The organism is Geodermatophilus sp. SYSU D00708 (assembly GCF_054050115.1).
Window position 1 is genome coordinate 1 of sequence record NZ_JBJGYS010000051.1, and the last position, 17165, is coordinate 17165.

General features: G+C 74.5%; 16 protein-coding genes. 11 read left to right on the forward strand and 5 right to left on the reverse strand.

Annotated features, from left to right (window positions below):
* Positions 1–25 precede the first annotated feature (25 nt).
* The 6 genes from ACI79D_RS24350 to ACI79D_RS24375 all read left to right on the forward strand — a co-directional run bounded on the left by ACI79D_RS24350 (position 26) and on the right by ACI79D_RS24375 (position 5771).
* Positions 26–334, forward strand: a complete 309-nt coding sequence (locus tag ACI79D_RS24350) for a 5'-nucleotidase C-terminal domain-containing protein (RefSeq protein ID WP_456921112.1) — start codon at positions 26–28, stop codon at positions 332–334.
* A 154-nt stretch (positions 335–488) separates the two neighbouring features.
* A complete protein-coding gene (locus tag ACI79D_RS24355; protein ID WP_456921113.1) occupies positions 489–1349 on the forward strand; it encodes an FAD binding domain-containing protein in 861 nt (286 codons plus the stop codon).
* On the forward strand, positions 1349–1813 hold the full coding sequence (locus tag ACI79D_RS24360) for a (2Fe-2S)-binding protein (protein ID WP_456921114.1): 465 nt from the start codon (positions 1349–1351) through the stop codon (positions 1811–1813). Before ACI79D_RS24355 ends, ACI79D_RS24360 begins: the two co-directional genes overlap by 1 nt.
* Positions 1810–4092, forward strand: coding sequence for a xanthine dehydrogenase subunit D (gene pucD, locus ACI79D_RS24365; protein ID WP_456921115.1), 2283 nt, complete (start codon positions 1810–1812; stop codon positions 4090–4092). Before ACI79D_RS24360 ends, pucD begins: the two co-directional genes overlap by 4 nt.
* A gap of 6 nt (positions 4093–4098) precedes the next feature.
* Positions 4099–5133, forward strand: coding sequence for a s-methyl-5-thioribose-1-phosphate isomerase (locus tag ACI79D_RS24370; RefSeq protein ID WP_456921116.1), 1035 nt, complete (start codon positions 4099–4101; stop codon positions 5131–5133).
* The gene (locus ACI79D_RS24375; RefSeq protein ID WP_456921117.1) at positions 5130–5771 is read left to right on the forward strand and encodes a class II aldolase/adducin family protein; all 642 of its coding nucleotides are present in this window, start codon (positions 5130–5132) and stop codon (positions 5769–5771) included. Before ACI79D_RS24370 ends, ACI79D_RS24375 begins: the two co-directional genes overlap by 4 nt.
* An 8-nt stretch (positions 5772–5779) precedes the next feature.
* On the opposite strand, the gene ACI79D_RS24380 is transcribed toward ACI79D_RS24375, so the two are convergent.
* The gene (locus ACI79D_RS24380) at positions 5780–6049 is read right to left on the reverse strand and encodes a hypothetical protein (RefSeq protein WP_456921118.1); all 270 of its coding nucleotides are present in this window, start codon (positions 6047–6049) and stop codon (positions 5780–5782) included.
* Between the two features lie 76 nt (positions 6050–6125).
* Here ACI79D_RS24380 and ACI79D_RS24385 point away from each other — a divergent pair, with 76 nt between their 5' ends.
* The 5 genes from ACI79D_RS24385 (at position 6126) to ACI79D_RS24405 (ending at position 11161) form a co-directional block, all read left to right on the forward strand.
* A complete protein-coding gene (locus ACI79D_RS24385; RefSeq protein ID WP_456921119.1) occupies positions 6126–6671 on the forward strand; it encodes a DUF1353 domain-containing protein in 546 nt (181 codons plus the stop codon).
* A 145-nt stretch (positions 6672–6816) separates the two neighbouring features.
* A complete protein-coding gene (locus tag ACI79D_RS24390; protein WP_456921120.1) occupies positions 6817–7338 on the forward strand; it encodes a TIGR03618 family F420-dependent PPOX class oxidoreductase in 522 nt (173 codons plus the stop codon).
* A gap of 44 nt (positions 7339–7382) precedes the next feature.
* On the forward strand, positions 7383–8510 hold the full coding sequence (locus tag ACI79D_RS24395) for a 5-methyltetrahydropteroyltriglutamate--homocysteine S-methyltransferase (protein WP_456921121.1): 1128 nt from the start codon (positions 7383–7385) through the stop codon (positions 8508–8510).
* A gap of 225 nt (positions 8511–8735) precedes the next feature.
* A complete protein-coding gene (locus ACI79D_RS24400; protein WP_456921122.1) occupies positions 8736–10973 on the forward strand; it encodes a carbon starvation CstA family protein in 2238 nt (745 codons plus the stop codon).
* Positions 10970–11161: a YbdD/YjiX family protein gene (locus ACI79D_RS24405; protein WP_456921123.1), complete on the forward strand. Its 192-nt coding sequence runs from the start codon at positions 10970–10972 to the stop codon at positions 11159–11161. Before ACI79D_RS24400 ends, ACI79D_RS24405 begins: the two co-directional genes overlap by 4 nt.
* Positions 11162–11215: 54 nt before the next feature.
* Here ACI79D_RS24405 and ACI79D_RS24410 read toward each other — a convergent pair whose 3' ends face one another.
* Genes ACI79D_RS24410 through ACI79D_RS24425 form a run of 4 tightly spaced genes read right to left on the reverse strand, consistent with a single transcriptional unit; the run spans position 11216 to position 16839 of the window.
* The gene (locus ACI79D_RS24410) at positions 11216–12919 is read right to left on the reverse strand and encodes an AMP-binding protein (protein WP_456921124.1); all 1704 of its coding nucleotides are present in this window, start codon (positions 12917–12919) and stop codon (positions 11216–11218) included.
* Positions 12916–13365, reverse strand: coding sequence for a hypothetical protein (locus ACI79D_RS24415; RefSeq protein ID WP_456921125.1), 450 nt, complete (start codon positions 13363–13365; stop codon positions 12916–12918). Before ACI79D_RS24415 ends, ACI79D_RS24410 begins: the two co-directional genes overlap by 4 nt.
* Positions 13366–13412: 47 nt before the next feature.
* Positions 13413–15326, reverse strand: a complete 1914-nt coding sequence (locus tag ACI79D_RS24420) for a primary-amine oxidase (protein ID WP_456921126.1) — start codon at positions 15324–15326, stop codon at positions 13413–13415.
* 31 nt (positions 15327–15357) lie between these two features.
* Complete coding sequence (locus tag ACI79D_RS24425; protein WP_456921127.1) at positions 15358–16839, reverse strand: APC family permease; 1482 nt, start codon at positions 16837–16839, stop codon at positions 15358–15360.
* Between the last annotated feature and the right edge of the window lie 326 nt (positions 16840–17165).

A 17165-nucleotide genomic window follows, 5' to 3' on the forward strand; every position in this document is an offset into this window, starting at 1 on the left:
CCAGCTGTTCCTGTTGTAGCGGGGGGTGTCCCCGGCGGGGATCACGACCCGGGGCGCGCCCGCCGGGGCCCCCGGGGCGGCCGGCGCCGACCCGGGCACCGGCACCCGGGTGCCGGACGGGTCGGTGCAGATCGGCGGCTCGCCGGTGACCGCCAACGCGACGTACCGGGTGACCGTCAACAACTTCCTGGCCGGGGGCGGGGACGGCTTCACCGTGCTGCCCGGGGGCACGAACGCGGTGACCGGGCCGATCGACCTCGACGCGTTCACCGCGTACCTCGGCGCCTCCTCGCCGGTGCCCGCGCCGGCCCTGGACCGCATCGCCCCGGTCTGACCGGCGGCCCGGGTCGGGCGTCGGCACACCACGGGGAGGTCGCCCGGACGGGCGGTGGCGACGCTCCTTGTCACCGTCCGCGTCTCGCTGTTTCCTGCTCGTCACATCCCTCGTGCACAGTGCCGTGCACGCCGAGGGACAGCGAGGAGCGCCGATGGACTTCCTGCAGCCGACGACGTGGGCCGACGCGCTCGCCGCGCGCGCCGAGCGGCCGGACGCGCTGCCGATCGCGGGCGGCACCGACGTCATGGTCGAGCTCAACTTCGACCGGCGCCGTCCGGCGGCGCTGCTGGACCTCACCCGCGTGCCCGAGCTGCGCGAGTGGGGTCCCGAGGACGGTCGGGTCCGCCTCGGCGCCGGCGTCCCGTACGCGCGGGTGATCCGGGAGCTGGGGGCGCAGCTGCCCGGCCTGGCGATGGCCTCGCGCACCGTCGGGTCGCCGCAGATCCGGGTGCGCGGCACGGTCGGCGGCAACCTCGGCTCGGCGTCCCCGGCCGGGGACGCGCACCCGCCGCTGCTGGCCGCCGGCGCGGAGGTGGAGCTGGTGTCGGCCGCCCGGGGCGCCCGGCGGGTGCCGGTCGCGGACTTCTTCACCGGGGTCAAGCGCTCCGTGCTGGCGCCCGACGAGCTGATCGCCGCCGTCCTCGTGCCGCCGGCGGCCGGGCCGCAGCAGTTCTGCAAGGTCGGCACCCGCAACGCCATGGTGATCGCGGTGTCCGCCTTCGCCCTGGCGCTGCACCCCGACCGCCAGGCGGTGGGCACCGGCATCGGCTCGGCCGCGCCGACCCCGCGGCGGGCGCCGGAGGCGGAGGAGTTCCTGGCCGCGGAGCTGGACTGGGCGGCCCGCGGCCCGCTGCCGGAGGCGCTGGCCGCGGAGTTCGGGCGGCGGGTGGCCGCCGCGGCCGCGCCGATCGACGACGTCCGGGGGAGCGCGGCCTACCGGCGGCACTCGCTGGCGGTGCTGGCCCGCCGCGCCGCCACCTGGGCCTGGGACGACCTGAGGAGGGCAGCCTGATGCGCGTCACCACGACGGTCAACGGCACCGAACAGCAGGCCGACGACGTCTGGCCGGGGGAGAGCCTGCTGTACCTGCTGCGCGAGCGGCTCGGGCTCCCGGGCGCGAAGAACGCCTGCGAGCAGGGCGAGTGCGGGTCGTGCACGGTCTACCTCGACGGGGAGCCGGTGTGCGCCTGCCTGGTCGCGGCCGGCCAGGCGATCGGCCGGGAGGTGACCACGGTCGAGGGGCTGGCCGAGGAGGGGCGGCTGCACCCGGTGCAGGAGGCGTTCGTCGAGGCCGGCGCCGTGCAGTGCGGGTTCTGCACGCCCGGCCTGGTCGTCGCCGCCCACGACCTGCTCGCCCGGGTGCCCCGCCCCAGCGACCCGGAGATCCGGGAGGCGCTGGCCGGCAACCTGTGCCGCTGCACCGGCTACGAGAAGATCCTCGACGCCGTCCGGCTGGCCGCGGAGCGCTCGGCATGACCGCCACCGAGGTCGGGGTCCGCAGCCCGGGCCGCATCGGCGAGAACGCGCTGCGCCCCGACGGCACGCTCAAGGTCACCGGCGAGTTCGCCTACGCCAGCGACCTGTGGCACGACGACATGGTCTGGGGCGTCACGCTGCGCAGCCCGCACCCGTCGGCCCGCATCCGCCGGATCGACGTCTCCGAGGCGCTCACCGTCCCGGGCGTGACCGCCGTCCTCACCGCCGACGACGTGCCGGGGGAGAACGCCTTCGGGCTGGAGCACGCCGACCAGCCGGTGCTCGCCGCCGACGTCGTGCGCTACGAGGGCGAGCCGGTGGCGCTGGTCGCCGCCGACCACCCGGAGACCGCCCGCCGGGCGGCGGCGCGGATCCGGGTCGACTACGAGGTGCTGCCCGCGGTCACCGACCCCCGCCGCGCCCTGGACGACGACGCCCCGCGGGTGCAGCCGGGCGGCAACCTGGTGCGCCACCTGCGGCTGCGCCGCGGCGAGGAGCACCCGACGGCCCCGGTCGTCGTCTCCCTCGACTTCGAGGTCGGCATGCAGGACCAGGCGTTCCTCGGCCCCGAGTCCGGCCTCGCCGTCCCGGCCGAGGACGGCGGCGTCGACCTCTACGTCGCCACCCAGTGGCTGCACGTCGACCAGCGGCAGGTGTGCCTGGCGCTGGGCCTGCCGCCGGAGAAGGTGCGGCTGACCCTGGCCGGCGTGGGCGGCGCGTTCGGGGGCCGCGAGGACCTCTCGGTGCACGTGCACGCCTGCCTGCTGGCCCTGCGCACCGGCCGGCCGGTGAAGATGAGCTACGGCCGGGAGGAGTCCTTCTACGGCCACGTGCACCGGCACCCGGCGACGATGACCTACGAGTTCGGCGCCGAGCGCGACGGCACCCTGGTCTACGCGCGGGCCCGCGTGCTGCTCGACGGGGGCGCCTACGCCTCGTCCACCGCGGCGGTCGTGGGCAACGCCGGCCTGCTCGGGATGGGCCCCTACCGCATCCCGTCGGTGGCCGTCGACGCCTACGGGGTCTTCACCAACAACCCGCCGTGCGGCGCCATGCGCGGCTTCGGCTGCGTGCAGGCGGCCTTCGCCCACGAGGCGCTGATGGACGAGCTGGCCGCCGCGGTCGGCGTCGGGCCGGTCGAGATCCGGCAGCGCAACGGCCTGCGCGAGGGCGACCGCACCATCACCGGCCAGCTGGTCGACTCCGCCGCGCCGGTCGCCGAACTGCTGCAGCGGGTCGCGGACCTGCCGCTGCCCCCGCCGGCGGACACCACCGACCTGCGGGCCCTGCCCGGCGCCGTCGGCAACACCACCCACGGCGAGGGCGTGCGGCGCGGCGTCGGCTACGCGGTCACCTACAAGAACATCGGCTTCTCCGAGGGCTTCGACGACTACTCCACCGCCCGGGTGCGGCTGCAGGTGACCGGCGGGGAGGCCGTCGCGACCGTGCACACCGCGGCCGCGGAGGTCGGCCAGGGGCTGGTCACCGTCCAGCAGCAGATCGCCCGCACCGAGCTCGGGGTGGAGCGGGTGGTCGTCGTCCCGGCCGACACCGCGGTCGGCTCGGCCGGGTCGACGTCGGCGTCCCGTCAGACCTACGTGACCGGCGGGGCGGTGAAGGCCGCGTGCGAGGCAGTCCGGACGGCGGTGCTGCGGCGGGCCGCGATCGCCCTCGACCGGCCACTGGGCGCGCTGGGCCTGGAGGGGGACAAGGTGGTCGGGCCGGGCGGGGAGGTGCTCGCCGGCCTCGCCGAGGTCCTCGGGGACGACGCGGTGGAGGAGACCGTCGAGTGGCGGCACCGCCCGACCCACGCGGTCGACCCCGAGACCGGGCAGGGCGACGCGCACGTGCAGTTCGCCTTCTCCGCGCACCGCGCCGTCGTCGACGTCGACACCGAGCTGGGCCTGGTCAAGGTCGTCGCGCTGGACACCGCCCAGGACGTCGGCCGGGCGATCAACCCCGACGCGGTCGTCGGCCAGATCCACGGCGGGTCCGCGCAGGGCATGGGCCTGGCGCTGATGGAGGAGATCGTGGTGACCGACGGGCACGTGCGGAACCCGTCGTTCACCGACTACCTGCTGCCGACGATCCTCGACGTGCCGCCGATGCGGGTGGAGGTCCTCGAGTACGCCGACCCGCACGCGCCCTACGGAGTGCGCGGGGTGGGGGAGCCGCCGACGATCTCGTCGGGCCCGGCGGTGGCCGCCGCGGTGCGGGCCGCCTGCGGCAAGCCGCTGCGCCGGGTGCCGATCCGCGCGGAGCACGTCACCGGGACCTGAGCCGCCGTGACCGCCACCGTGGACGTCCCCGTCCCCACGCTCGTCGGGGAGAGCGTGCTGGTCGAGCCCGACGCCGTGCGGATCCTCGACCGCCGCGTGTTCCCCTTCGAGCGCCGGTGGGTGACCTGCCGCGACCACGAGGAGGTCGCCACCGCCATCGAGCAGATGGTCACCCAGAGCCTCGGCCCGCTGTTCGCGGCGGCCGGCGGCATGACCCTGGCCGCCCGCGACGCCGACCGGCTGCCGACCAGCCCGGCGCGGCGGGAGTTCGTCCGCGCGGCGGGGCGACGGCTGGTCGCCACCCGGCCGACGAACAACGCCATCCGGGACGTCGTGGCCGAGCTGCTCGCGGTGGCGACGGCGTCCGCGGACGCCGGGGAGCCGGTGGGGCCCGCGGTCGGCGCGGCCGCCCGGGACCTCGCGGAGCGCGCCCGGGCCGGCCACCGGCGGCTCGGCGAGCACGCCGCGGCGCTGGTCCCCGACGGCGCCACCGTGCTGACCCACTGCTGGGCCGAGACCTACCTGACCGAGACGGTGGCCGCCGTCCTGCGCGCGGGCCGGCGGATCGAGGCCGTCTGCACCGAGACCCGGCCCTACCTGCAGGGCGCCCGGCTGACCGCGGAGAGCCTCGCCGAGATGGGCGTGCCCACGCGGCTGATCACCGACGGCGCCGCGGCCCACCTGATGAGCCGCGGCGAGGTCACCGTCTTCGTGACCGGGGCCGACCGGGTCACCATGGACGGCTGCGTCGTCAACAAGATCGGCACGCTGCAGATCGCCGTCTCGGCGCACGCGTTCGGGGTGCCGTTCGTGGCCCTGGTGCAGGCACCCGACCGGCAGGCGCCGGACGCGGCCGCCGTCGAGCTCGAGGACCGCGACGGCCGGGAGGTCCTGCACTGCCTCGGGCACCGCACCGCGTCGGAGCGGGTCACCGGCGTGTACCCGGCCTTCGACGTCACGCCGGCCCGCTTCGTCAGCGTCGTCGTCACCGACCGGGGGCGGTTCGCGCCGTCGGACCTGGCGTCCCACTTCGCCGCATGAGGGCGCCGGCCACCCGGGACGAGGCGGTCGACCAGCTGGTCGAGGCGGGCCGGCTGGCCGTCGAGCGGGGGCTGGTGCTGGCCAGCGGGGGGAACCTCTCCGCGCGGCTGCCCGGGCAGGGCGAGTTCGTGGTGACCGCGGCCGGCACCTGGCTGGACCGGCTCGCGCCGGCGGACTTCAGCGTGGTCACCCTGGACGGCGCGGTCGTGGGCGGCGCCGCGCGGCCGTCCAGCGAGTGGAAGCTGCACCAGCGCACCTACCTGGCCCGACCCGACGTCAACGCCGTGGTGCACCTGCACCCGCAGCACGCTGTCCTGGTCGACGCGCTGGGTCACCGGATCCGGCTGATCACCCTCGACCACGCCACCTACGTGCGGTCGGTCGGGGTCGTCCCGTACTTCCCGAACGGCTCGGACGAGCTGGCCGACGGCGCCGCCGAGCAGGCCCGGGAGCACGACTGCGTCGTGCTGGCCCACCACGGCTGCTCGGCGCTGGGGCCCGACGTCGGCATGGCCTTCCGCCGGGCGCTCAACCTGGAGGAGGCCGCGGCGGCGACCTACCGGGCGCTGCTGCTGGGCGACACGACCACCTGCTTCCCCCCGGACGCGCTGGCCGACCTGCGGCACGGCCCGCCCTAGCCGGGGAGTCAGCCGCGGAGCGCCTCTGGGAAGTCCGGGTAGCCCGAGACGACGTCCTCCAGCTCGACGATGCGCGGGAAGTCGGGGACGCCCTGGTGGCGCAGCAGGAAGCTGACGGTCCGCCGGACCACCGTCTCCTCGTCCTCCCCGGCGACGCCGAGCCCGTCGAGCACCTCCGGGGTGACCTGCACCCAGGTCTCGACCTCCTCGCCCCCGCCCTCCAGTCGGACGAGGTACTGGTGGTCGCCCTGCGGTTCGATTCGGAACGGCTCGCTCATGGCACACGGCTACCCGGCAGCCGGGCCCGGACACGGTGGGTCGGCTCCCGGGTGCCGGTGCTGACACCATGCGGGCGTGCCGTTCGAGTCGACGTCGCTGGTGGTGCGGAGGGTGGACGCGCAGACCTGGGCGGTGGTCGACCCGCTGGTCTACCGCGGCAACCGGGACCGCTTCGTCGTCCCCGCCGGCTTCCGCACCGACTTCGCCACGGTGCCCCGTCTGGTCGTGTGGCTGGTGCCGCGGTTCGGCGCCTACACGCTGGCGGCGATCCTGCACGACTGGCTGTGCACCGAGGGCATCCGGTCGGGCGCGGTGACCTCGCGGGAGGCCGACGGGCTGTTCCGCCGGGTGATGCGGGAGAGCGGCGTGCCGGTGCTGCGCCGCTGGCTGATGTGGTGCGGCGTGCGGTGGGGCGCGCTGGTCGACCCGCTGCGGCGGCCCGGGTGGCTGGTCAGCGCACCCGGCGTGCTGGCCATCTCGCTGCTCGCCGCGCCGCTCGTCGTCCCGCCCGCGGTGGTCATCGCCCCGGGGCTGGTGGTCTTCGCGCTGGCCGAGGCGGTGGTCGGGGTGTTCGTGCCGACCCGCGCCGAGCAGCTGGTCGTCCCGACGCCGCGGAGCTGAGGCCGCCGGGTCCGTTTGTGCCGGCGGACAGACCGGGCGGGCCGGGCTTGGTCTCCGCGCAGGTCGACGGCGGGGGAGGCCCTCGCTAGCGTCCGGCCAGCCTGCCGGCACCGGCGCGGGCGGGCCTGGCGGGCAGGAGCCGTGCATGACGATCACAGTGGCCAAGTTCCGGGACGTCGCCGACGGCACCCAGCCGGGGCAGTTCGAGGTCGGCGACCGCCACGCGGTGGACACCCTCGAGGACCTCGACCCGGTCTACAAGCAGCTCATCGACGAGCCGGTCACCGCCGTCGTGGCGGTCATGGGGTCGACCGGGCGGCCGAACCTGACCCCGGTCTGGTTCGACTACGAGGGCAACACCGTGCTGCTCAACCTGGCCACCCACCGCAAGAAGGTCGACTGGCTGCGGGCCAACCCGCAGGCGACCTTCCTGCTGGTGAACCCGGCGAACCCCTACCACTGGGTCAGCATCAAGGCCACGGTCACCCGCGAGGTCTCCGAGGACGACCCGGAGGAGGGGCCGCGGGTGACCGAGCAGCTCGACCGGATCTGGAAGAAGTACACCGGCGACGACGGCCACTACGCGCTGCGCGACCCCGGCCGCGACGAGCGCCGCGTGCTGTTCGAGCTGCGCGTGGACACGATCGCCACCTTCGGCCGGCCCTGAGCGAGGGGGCTGCGCGGCGGGGCCGGGGCGAGCAAGCTGTCGCCATGACCGACTCCTCCGGCCCGCCGTTCCGCGCCGACCACGTCGGCAGCCTCCTCCGCCCGCAGCGCCTGCTCGACGCCCGCGCAAGCGCCGCCGCCGGGGAGATCGACGCGGCGGAGCTGCGCGGCATCGAGGACGAGGCGATCGCCGACGTCGTCCGGCTGCAGGAGGACGTCGGCCTGCGCACCGCCACCGACGGCGAGTTCCGGCGGGCCACCTGGCACATGGACTTCATCTACGCGATCGGCGGGATCACCAAGGTGGAGGGGCAGGGCCGGCCGGTCCACTTCCGCAACGCCGACGGGTCGATGGACTGGACCCCGGCCGGGCTGCACGTCGACGGCCCGCTGCGCATCGACGAGCCGATCTTCGGCGCGGACTTCGGCTACCTGCAGTCGGTGGTCAGCGAGCGGCAGACGCCGAAGCTCACGATCCCCTCGCCGTCGATGGTCCACTACCGCGGCGGGGCGGCGGCGATCGACCCGGCGGTCTACCCGGACGAGGACGCCTTCTGGGACGCGCTCTCGGCGGCCTACGCCTCGCAGGTCCGGGGCATCGCCGCGCAGGGGTGCACCTACCTGCAGCTCGACGACACCAGCCTGGCCTACCTCAACGACCCCGCCCAGCGCGCCGAGCTGGCCGAGCAGGGCCGCGACGCCGAGCACCAGCACGAGCGCTACATCCGGCAGATCAACGCCGCGCTGGCCGGCCGGCCCGAGGGGCTGACCGTCACGACCCACATGTGCCGCGGCAACTTCCGCTCCTCGTGGGTGGCCGAGGGCGGCTACGACTTCGTCGCGGAGGCGCTGTTCGGCGGGCTGGAGGTCGACGGCTTCTTCCTCGAGTACGACGACGCCCGCTCGGGCGGCTTCGAGCCGCTGCGGTTCGTCCCGCCGGGCAAGCGGGTGGTGCTGGGCCTGGTGACCAGCAAGCGCCCGCAGCTGGAGGACAAGGACACCCTCAAGCGGCGCATCGACGAGGCGGCGAAGTACGTGCCGATGGAGCAGCTGTGCCTGTCGCCGCAGTGCGGTTTCTCCTCGACGGTCGAGGGCAACGCGCTCACCCGCGACGACCAGATCGCCAAGCTGCGCCTCGTCGTCGAGACCGCCCAGGAGGTCTGGGGGTACTGAGAGGACCCCGTCCTCCTCACCGCTCGCAGGCTCGCGCCGAGCCTCTGGACCAGGCCGGGCCGGCCGCGGTCACCAGGCTCGCGGCGGGTCTCTGGACGGGCCGGGAAGGGCCCCGGTCACGGGGCGGTCTCCTTCCGGTGGTGCGGCGGGCGCGCTCCTTGCATGCTCGACCCTGACGCGGGCGGCGTCGTCCGGGCGCTGCCCTGACCTGCTGGGAGGGCGCTCATGTCCACGACCGTCAGGACGGACGCCACCGGGGGCGGGCAGCCACCGGGCGGGGGTGCCCGCCGGCGTCCGTCGGCGCGCAGCGTGGTGGTCTGGCTGCTGGTGTCGGCGGTGGGCGCGGTCGCCTGGACCGTGCTGGCCCTGGCCCGCGGCGAGACGGTGTCGGCGCTGTGGATCCTCTTCGCCGCGTTGTGCTCGTACGCGATCGCCTACCGCTTCTACGCGAAGTTCATCGTCCGCCGCGTGCTGCAGGTCGACGACCGGCGGGCCACCCCCGCCGAGCGGCTGCACAACGGCGTCGACTTCGACGTCACCGACCGGCGGGTGCTCTTCGGGCACCACTTCGCCGCCATCGCCGGGGCCGGACCGCTGGTCGGGCCGGTGCTCGCCGCCCAGATGGGCTACCTGCCCGGCACCATCTGGATCATCGTCGGCGTCATCTTCGCCGGCGCGGTCCAGGACATGACGGTCCTGTTCTTCTCGATGCGCCGCAACGGCAAGAGCCTCGGCCAGATGGTGCGCGAGGAGATCGGCGTCGTGGGCGGCATCGCGGCCCTCATCGCGGTCTTCGCGATCATGATCATCATCCTGGCGGTGCTGGCGCTGATCGTGGTCAACGCGCTGGCCGAGTCGCCGTGGGGTGTCTTCTCCATCGCGCTCACCATCCCGATCGCGCTGTTCATGGGCGTCTACCTGCGCACCATCCGGCCCGGCCGGGTGCTCGAGGCCACTGCCATCGGCGTCGTCCTGCTCCTGCTGGCCGTCATCGGCGGCGGGTGGATCGACGACACCGGGCTCGGTGAGGCGCTGACTCTGTCCAAGGAGTGGCTGGTCCTCGCCCTGGTGGTCTACGGGTTCGTCGCCTCGGTGCTGCCGGTGTGGCTGCTGCTCACCCCGCGCGACTACCTGTCGACCTTCATGAAGGTCGGCGTCATCGTGCTGCTGGCCATCGGTCTGATCCTGGCCCGGCCGGTGCTGGCCGCCGACGCGGTCACCGAGTTCGCCCGCGAGGGCACCGGCCCGGTGTTCGCCGGGTCGCTGTTCCCGTTCGTCTTCATCACCATCGCCTGCGGCGCCCTGTCGGGCTTCCACGCCCTGATCTCCTCCGGGACGACGCCGAAGATGGTGGCCAAGGAGAGCCAGGTCCGCCTGATCGGCTACGGCGGCATGCTCATGGAGTCCTTCGTCGCGATCAGCGCCCTGATCGCAGCCGTGGTCATCGACCAGGGGCTGTACTTCGCGATGAACAGCCCGGCCGGCGTCACCGGTGGGACGGCGGAGACGGCCGCCGCCTACGTCAACGGCCTGGGCTTCGACACGACGGCCCAGGACCTCGCGGCGGCGTCCGCGGCGGTGCAGGAGCCGACCCTGGTCTCGCGCACCGGCGGCGCGCCCACGCTGGCGGTCGGGATCGCGAACATCCTGTCCGACGCGTTCGGCTCCGGGATGGCCGCGTTCTGGTACCACTTCGCGATCATGTTCGAGGCGCTGTTCATCCTCACCGCCGTCGACGCCGGCACCCGGGTGGGCCGGTTCATGCTGCAGGACACGATCGGCAACGTCTGGAAGAAGTTCGGCGACCTGTCCTGGCGGCCGGGCAACGTCATGGCCAGCGCCGTCGTGGTCGCGCTGTGGGGCTACATCCTCTACGTCGGCGTGACCGACCCCCTGGGCGGCGTCAACCAGCTCTTCCCGCTGTTCGGCATCTCCAACCAGCTGCTGGCCGCCATCGCCCTCACGCTGGTCACCGTGCTGCTGATCAAGCACGGCAAGCTGAAGTACGCGTGGGTCACCGCCGTCCCGCTGGTGTGGGACCTCGTGGTCACCATGACCGCGAGCTACCAGAAGGTCTTCTCGTCCGACCCGGCGGTCGGCTACTTCGCGCAACGCCAGCGCTACGCCGACGCACAGGCGGCGGGGGAGCTGCTCGCACCCGCCCAGGACCCCGCGCAGATGAACCAGATCATCTTCAACTCGACGCTGAACGGGATCCTGCAAGCGCTGTTCGCGCTGCTGACGCTGGTCGTCGTGGTCAACGCGGTGGTGGTCATCACCCGGGCGATCCGGGCCGGTGGCAGCCTGCCGACCACCGAGGAGCCGGCCGTCCCGTCGCAGCTCGTCGAGCCCTCGGGCATCTTCCCGACGGCGGAGGAGCGCCGCGCCATGGCCGAGCACGAGCGACTGGTCGGCGCGGGCACCGGCCCGGGCGGCACCTTCTCCTCGCGGGACGAGCAGTGAGCGGCGACCTCGTCGTCCGGGCCTGGCGCGGGGTGCGGTGGTACCTGCGCGAGTTCACCGGCGAGGCGCGCTGGGACGACTACCTGCGGCACTGCGCCGAGCACGGGCACGAGCCGGTCAGCCGGCGGGAGTTCGAGCGGCGCCGCGCCGACCTCCGGGAGCGCACCCCCGTCAGCCGCTGCTGCTGAGACCGCCGGCGGCCCCGGTCCCCGCGCGGGACCGGGGCCGCCGGCGGGAGCGGCTCAGGAACGCAGCCCCGGGAACTGGTCGTCGCGCCACTCGCCGGGGCGGGGGCCCTCGACGGCGGCGAGCTCCTCCTCCCGACCGCGCAGCTCGACCCGGCGGATCTTCCCGGAGATGGTCTTGGGCAGCTCGGCGAACTCGATGCGGCGCACCCGCTGGAAGGGCGCGAGGTGCTCGCGGGCGTACCGCAGGATCGCCTGCGCCGTCTCCGCGGTCGGCTCGTGCCCGGGGGCCAGCGCCACGTAGGCCTTGGGCACGGCCAGGCGCACCGCGTCCGGCGCGGGGACGACGGCGGCCTCGGCCACCGCCGGGTGCTCGATGAGGACCGACTCGAGCTCGAACGGGCTGATCTTGTAGTCGCTGGCCTTGAACACGTCGTCGGTGCGGCCCACGTAGGTGATGTAGCCGTCGGCGTCCCGGCCGGCGATGTCCCCGGTGTGGTAGTAGCCGCCGGCCATCGCCCCCGCGTTGCGGTCGGGGTCGCCCTGGTAGCCGGTCATCAGCGGGAGCGGGGAGGCCGAGAGGTCCAGGCAGATCTCGCCCTCGCCGGGGCCCTCCACGGCGCGGCCGGTGAGCGGGTCGACCAATGCCACCGGCACGCCGGGCAGCGGCCGGCCCATCGAGCCGGGCTTGACCACCGACTCGGGGGTGTTGCCGATCTGGGCGGTGGTCTCGGTCTGGCCGTAGCCGTCGCGGATGGTCAGGCCCCACGCCCGGCGGACCTGCTCGATGACCTCGGGGTTCAGCGGCTCCCCGGCGCCGATCACCTCGCGCAGCGCGCCGGGCCCGCCGGAGAGGTCGGCGTTGATGAGCATCCGCCACACCGTCGGCGGCGCGCAGAACGACGTCACCCCGTGCTCGCGGATCCGGTCGAGCAGGACGGCGGGGTCCAGCCGCTTGTAGTCGTGCAGGAAGACCGTCGCCTCGGCGATCCAGGGGGCGAAGAAGCAGGACCAGGCGTGCTTGGCCCAGCCGGGGGAGGAGACGTTGAGGTGCACGTCGCCGGGGCGCAGGCCCAGCCAGTACATCGTGCTCAGGTGCCCGACCGGGTAGGAGACCTGGGTGTGCTCGACCAACTTGGGCCGGGAGGTGGTGCCCGAGGTGAAGTACAGCAGCAGCGGGTCGCCCGGCGCGGTGCCCGGGTGCGGGGCCGGGGCGGCCTCGAGCCCCTCGGCCTCGTGCAGGTCGGCCCACCCGTCGGCCGGGCCCACGCTGATCCGCGTGTAGTCGCCCGGGACAGCGTCGAACTTCGCGGTGTCGGCGGGGGTGCAGACGACGTGCCGGGCGCCGCCGCGCTCGACCCGGTCGGTGAGGTCGGCCGGCCCGAGCGCGGTGGTGGTCGGCATGATGACCGCGCCGAGCTTCATGATCGCCAGCATCGACTCCCACAGCTCGACCTGGTTGCCCAGCATGAGCAGCACCCGGTCGCCGCGGCGCACGCCCCGCTCGGCCAGCCACGCGGCGACCCGGTCGGAGCGGCGGGCCATCTCGTCGAAGGTCCGCGTCGTGGTCGCACCGTCGTCCCCGGCGATGACCAGCGCGGGCCGGCCGTTGCCGCGGGCGATCGCGTCGAACCAGTCCACCGCCCAGTTGAACCGGTCCCCGAGGTCGGGCCAGCGGAACTCGGCGACCGCCCGCTCGTGCTGTCCGCGGAGGTCGAGCAGCTGGTCCCGGGCGGCGCGGTAGGCGTCGGTGGCGGTCATGGTCGGGCAGTCTCCTCCCCATCGGCAGGCAGCGGCACCCGGCCGGACACCGCCCGGACGGCGGTGGCGAGCAGCACCGCCAGGCCCAGCAGCAGCGAGGCGCCGACCAGCCACAGCCCCGCCGAGGGCATGCCCGCCCCGCCGCCGTGCACGTGCCCGGCCGGGGGCGCGTGCACGGCGAGCATGCCGAGGTCCAGGGCGACGGTCGTGCCCCACACCCCGGCGGACGGCGACCGCCACAGGTGCCAGGCGCAGGGCAGGCAGGCCAGCCCCAGCCCGGCCGTGGCGAGCGCGGTCAGCGACGCCGCGCTCACCCCGGCCAGGTGCACGACGGCCGAGCCGAGGGCGAGCAGCGCCGCTCCCCGCCCGGCCAGGGCGACGGCGACGGCGAGGGTCCCGTTCACCCCGTTGATCATGGGGTCGTTGCCGCCGATCCGGGCGGGCACGCCGCGGCGTCCGGCAACGACCCCATGATCACGGCAGGGGGACGCCGTCACGACTCGTGCGCGCAGTGGGCCGACGTCGTCCTCGGCGTGCCCAGCGCCGGGTTGCGGTCGAAGAAGCCGACCGGCTTGAGGGTGAAGCCGGCGTAGTCGGTCGGCATGACCGGCCAGTCCTCCGGCCGCGGGAAGTGGGTCAGCCCGAAGGTGTGCCACAGGACGACGTCCTGCCCCTCGAGCGGCCGGTCGGCCCGCACGAACGCCGGCAGCCCCGCCGAGCCGGGGTGCTGGTTGACGAAGTCGCCGGCCGCGTAGCGCTCGGCCGGGTCGTACTGCGTCACCCACAGGCTCTTGGTGCCGAAGGTGGCGCGCTGGTGGATGGAGGAGGACTCGTCGGCCAGCATGAGCGGGAGGTTCTCCGGGTGCAGCGCGTAGCCCACCGGCTGGCCCAGCCGGTTGGTCCGCTCGGGGTTGACCACGTGCCAGACCCGGCCCACCGTCCCGTCGGTCACCCGGGCCGCCTCCGACTCCCGCGTGAGCGGCGTGGACCGGCGGGTGAAGGCGTTGCCGTAGGGGTTGGCGTCGCTGACCGGCTGCCGGACGGCGTCCACCTCGTGCACGGTGTTGGTCAGCCCGTCGACGGCCATGTCCAGCCGGGCGGAGAACAGGTGCTGGTGGAACGGCGCACCCAGACCGGGCGCGACCTCCGTGGCGTACGGGTGCTCGTCGCCCCGGTAGGACGACGTGAACACGATGCCGGTGGCCTTGGACTCCAGCTGGATCGTGCCGTCGAGGTAGAGGTACCAGTAGAAGCCGTAGTCGTAGTTGCCGATCGTGGTGAAGAAGCTGATCACCAGGCGGCGGGAGCGCCGGGTCTCGGCCATCCCGTTGAACAGGTCGGTGTGCTTCCAGCCCACGCCGTAGTCCTCCTCGTGGAGGCAGATGGCGTTGCGCAGCACCCGCGGGGCGCCGTCCTCGTCGGCGATGGTGGCGTCGAAGTAGTGGATCTCGCCCAGGCAGTCGCAGCCGAGCTCGAGGGCGTTGGTGTACCGGGCGAACAGGTACTCGCCGGTGTCGAAGTAGTTCTGCCAGAACCGCACGGGCGACGGGTCGGCGTAGGGCACCACCATCTCCGAGATCGACGCCCGGTAGACGACCGACCGGCCGTCGACCGAGACCTGGTGCAGGGTGAGCCCCTCGCGGACGTCGAACCCGACCCGCACCTCCCAGCCGGCCCAGCGCACGACGTCGTCCTCGACGGTGAAGCTGGGGCCTTCGGGCTGGGTGATCTCGATCGGCTTGAGGTCACGCGCGGGGGACCGGTGCGCCTCGCCGTCCCAGTCGCCGCGCTCGGCCGGCACCGGCAGGTCGTAGTGGTCGTGCACCGCGGTGGTCACCCCGCGGGTGATGTCGACGTAGGCCACCACGCCGTCCACCGGGTGCGCCCACGGCAGGTCGTGCTCGTCGGCCTGGTGGAAGCCCAGGACGCGGACCACCCGGTGGCCGAACTCCTCGGGGAAGTACGACCCGGCCGACAGCGGCACGGCCCGCACGTTCGCCACGTCCAGCCCGCGCTTGGCCATGGCGGCGATCCACCGCTCGTCGGCGGCCAGGATCGGCTCGATGGCCTCGAACTCGGCGTCCAGGATCGGCACCTGCCCGTCGGCGACGCCGTCGATCTCGACGTCGGAGACGATCGACCGGCCGGTCACCGAGACGGTGAGGTCGCGGCCCCGGCCCGTGGCCCGGTCCAGCAGCAGGACGCGCAGCCGGCGCTCGACCGGCTGCCCGGGCTGCCACGCCATGACCTCGCGCTTGTGTGGCTCGTCGAGGCCGACGTAGACGAACTTCGTGTTCTCGCCGAGCAGGCCGGCCGCCTCGACGACCTCCCGGGCGGCGGTGATCTCCGCAGGCGTCATCCGGGACAGCGGGTGGGTGGTGCTCGTGGTGGGGGCGGTGAGGGTCACGGCGTCTCCAAGGTGGGTGCGGACGACACGGTCAGATCTGCGGGGCGGAGTCGGCGGGGGAGGCGGCGGCCAGGTCGCGGGCTGCCTCGGGGCGGGCCTTGGCCAGGGCCCAGCCCGCGGCCAGGGCGACGGCGAGCAGGACGCCGGCGCCGACGCCCAGCACGGTGGAGCCGCCCATGAGCAGCGGCAGGTTCTCGACCAGCAGGACCAGGATCGCGGCGAGGCCGAGCAGGCCGAGGACGGGCGCGACGAGCGTCTGCCAGGGACGGCGGTCCACGCGGGTGCGGCGGAAGAACACGATCACCGCCAGGCAGGCCAGCAGCATGAGGACGACGATCCCGACGCTGGCGACGCCGGCCAGCCAGGTGAAGACCTCCAGGACCGGGTCCAGGCCGGCGACCACGCAGACGGCCATGACCAGGGCCCCCACGCCGGAGGTCACCAGCGAGGCGACGTGCGGCGAGGCGTGCCGGGCGTGGCTGCGGCCGCAGACGCCGGGCAGCACGGCGGTGTTGCCCAGGGAGAAGACGTAGCGGGCCAGCACGTTGTGGAAGGCCAGGATCGCCGCGAACAGGCTGGTCACGAAGAGCACCTGCAGGACGTCGGCCGCCGCCGTCCCGACGAACTGCTGGGCCGTCGCGACCACGATGCCGCCGGGGTCCGCGGCCGACTCCTCGACGATGCGGCTGTCGCCCCATGCGCTCACGATGGCCCACGAGGAGACGGTGTAGAAGACCGCGATGATGGCGAGTGCGGCGTAGGTGGCCCGCGGGACGGTCCGGTCCGGGTCCCGGGCCTCGTCGCGGAAGATCGCGGTCGCCTCGAAGCCGATGAACCCGGCGATGGCGAACATCAGCCCGATGCCCGGCGCGCCGGAGAGGACGTCGCCGGGCGTCACCAGCGCCGTCGACAGGCCCTCGGGCCCGCCGCCCTGGCCGACGACGGCGGCGTCCAGGACGAGCACGATGCCCACCTCGGCGACCAGCAGGACGCCCAGCACCTTGCTCGACAGCTCGATGTGCCGGTACCCGAGCACGCCGGTGACGGCCAGGACGGCGGCGGTCCACAGCCACCACGGGAGGTCCGGCCCGCCGTAGCCGGTCACCAGGTCGTCGAGCAGGAACCCGATGTAGCCGTAGACGGCGCCCTGCACGGTGACGTAGCTGATCAGCGCGACGAGGGCGCTGCCGAGTCCCGCGCCGCGGCCCAGCCCGGTGCCGATGTAGGAGTAGAACGCGCCGGCGTTCGGCACGTGCCGGGTCATCGCGGTGAACCCGACGGCGAAGAACAGCAGGACGACCGCGGCGACGACGTACATGGCCGGGTAGCCCGGGCCGTTCCCCGCCGCGATGCCGATGGGCACCGAGCCGGCGATCACCGTCAGCGGCGCGGCCGCGGCCACCACCATGAAGACGATCGCGGCCGGGCCGAGGCGTCCCCGCAGCCGGTGGTCGGCGGCGGTCGGGCGCGCGGTGCCCGCGGCGGTGGGTGGCGGGTCGGAGACGGTGGCCATGCGGACCTCCGGGGTCGGGGACGACCCGCACACTGTGGCGTCGGACCCGACCTGCACGGTCACACGGCCGTAACTTCACGGAAACGTCCGTGTAACCCCGAACGAGACGGCGGTCACACTTTTCTCATTCGAGAACGGCCCCGCGGGCACGCCGCGTGGCTACGCTCGCCCACCGTCGAGGGGGGGGGGGGGGGGGGGGGGGGGGGGGGGGGGGGGGCGCGGGCGGGGGGGGGGGGGGGGGGGGGGGGGGGGGGGGGGGGGGGGGGGGGGGGGGGGGGGGGGGGGGGGGGGGGGGGGGGGGGGGGGGGGGGGGGGGGGGGGGGGGG

What these genes read in the sequence shown, in the direction of transcription:
- ACI79D_RS24355 (WP_456921113.1), top strand. Translation starts at nt 489, where the DNA reads ATGGACTTCCTGCAGCCGACGACGTGGGCCGACGCGCTCGCCGCGCGC.
- ACI79D_RS24360 (WP_456921114.1), top strand. Translation starts at nt 1,349, where the DNA reads ATGCGCGTCACCACGACGGTCAACGGCACCGAACAGCAGGCCGACGAC.
- pucD (WP_456921115.1), top strand. Translation starts at nt 1,810, where the DNA reads ATGACCGCCACCGAGGTCGGGGTCCGCAGCCCGGGCCGCATCGGCGAG.
- ACI79D_RS24375 (WP_456921117.1), top strand. Translation starts at nt 5,130, where the DNA reads ATGAGGGCGCCGGCCACCCGGGACGAGGCGGTCGACCAGCTGGTCGAG.
- ACI79D_RS24380 (WP_456921118.1), bottom strand. Translation starts at nt 6,049, where the DNA reads ATGAGCGAGCCGTTCCGAATCGAACCGCAGGGCGACCACCAGTACCTC.
- ACI79D_RS24390 (WP_456921120.1), top strand. Translation starts at nt 6,817, where the DNA reads ATGACGATCACAGTGGCCAAGTTCCGGGACGTCGCCGACGGCACCCAG.
- ACI79D_RS24395 (WP_456921121.1), top strand. Translation starts at nt 7,383, where the DNA reads ATGACCGACTCCTCCGGCCCGCCGTTCCGCGCCGACCACGTCGGCAGC.
- ACI79D_RS24400 (WP_456921122.1), top strand. Translation starts at nt 8,736, where the DNA reads ATGTCCACGACCGTCAGGACGGACGCCACCGGGGGCGGGCAGCCACCG.
- ACI79D_RS24410 (WP_456921124.1), bottom strand. Translation starts at nt 12,919, where the DNA reads ATGACCGCCACCGACGCCTACCGCGCCGCCCGGGACCAGCTGCTCGAC.
- ACI79D_RS24425 (WP_456921127.1), bottom strand. Translation starts at nt 16,839, where the DNA reads ATGGCCACCGTCTCCGACCCGCCACCCACCGCCGCGGGCACCGCGCGC.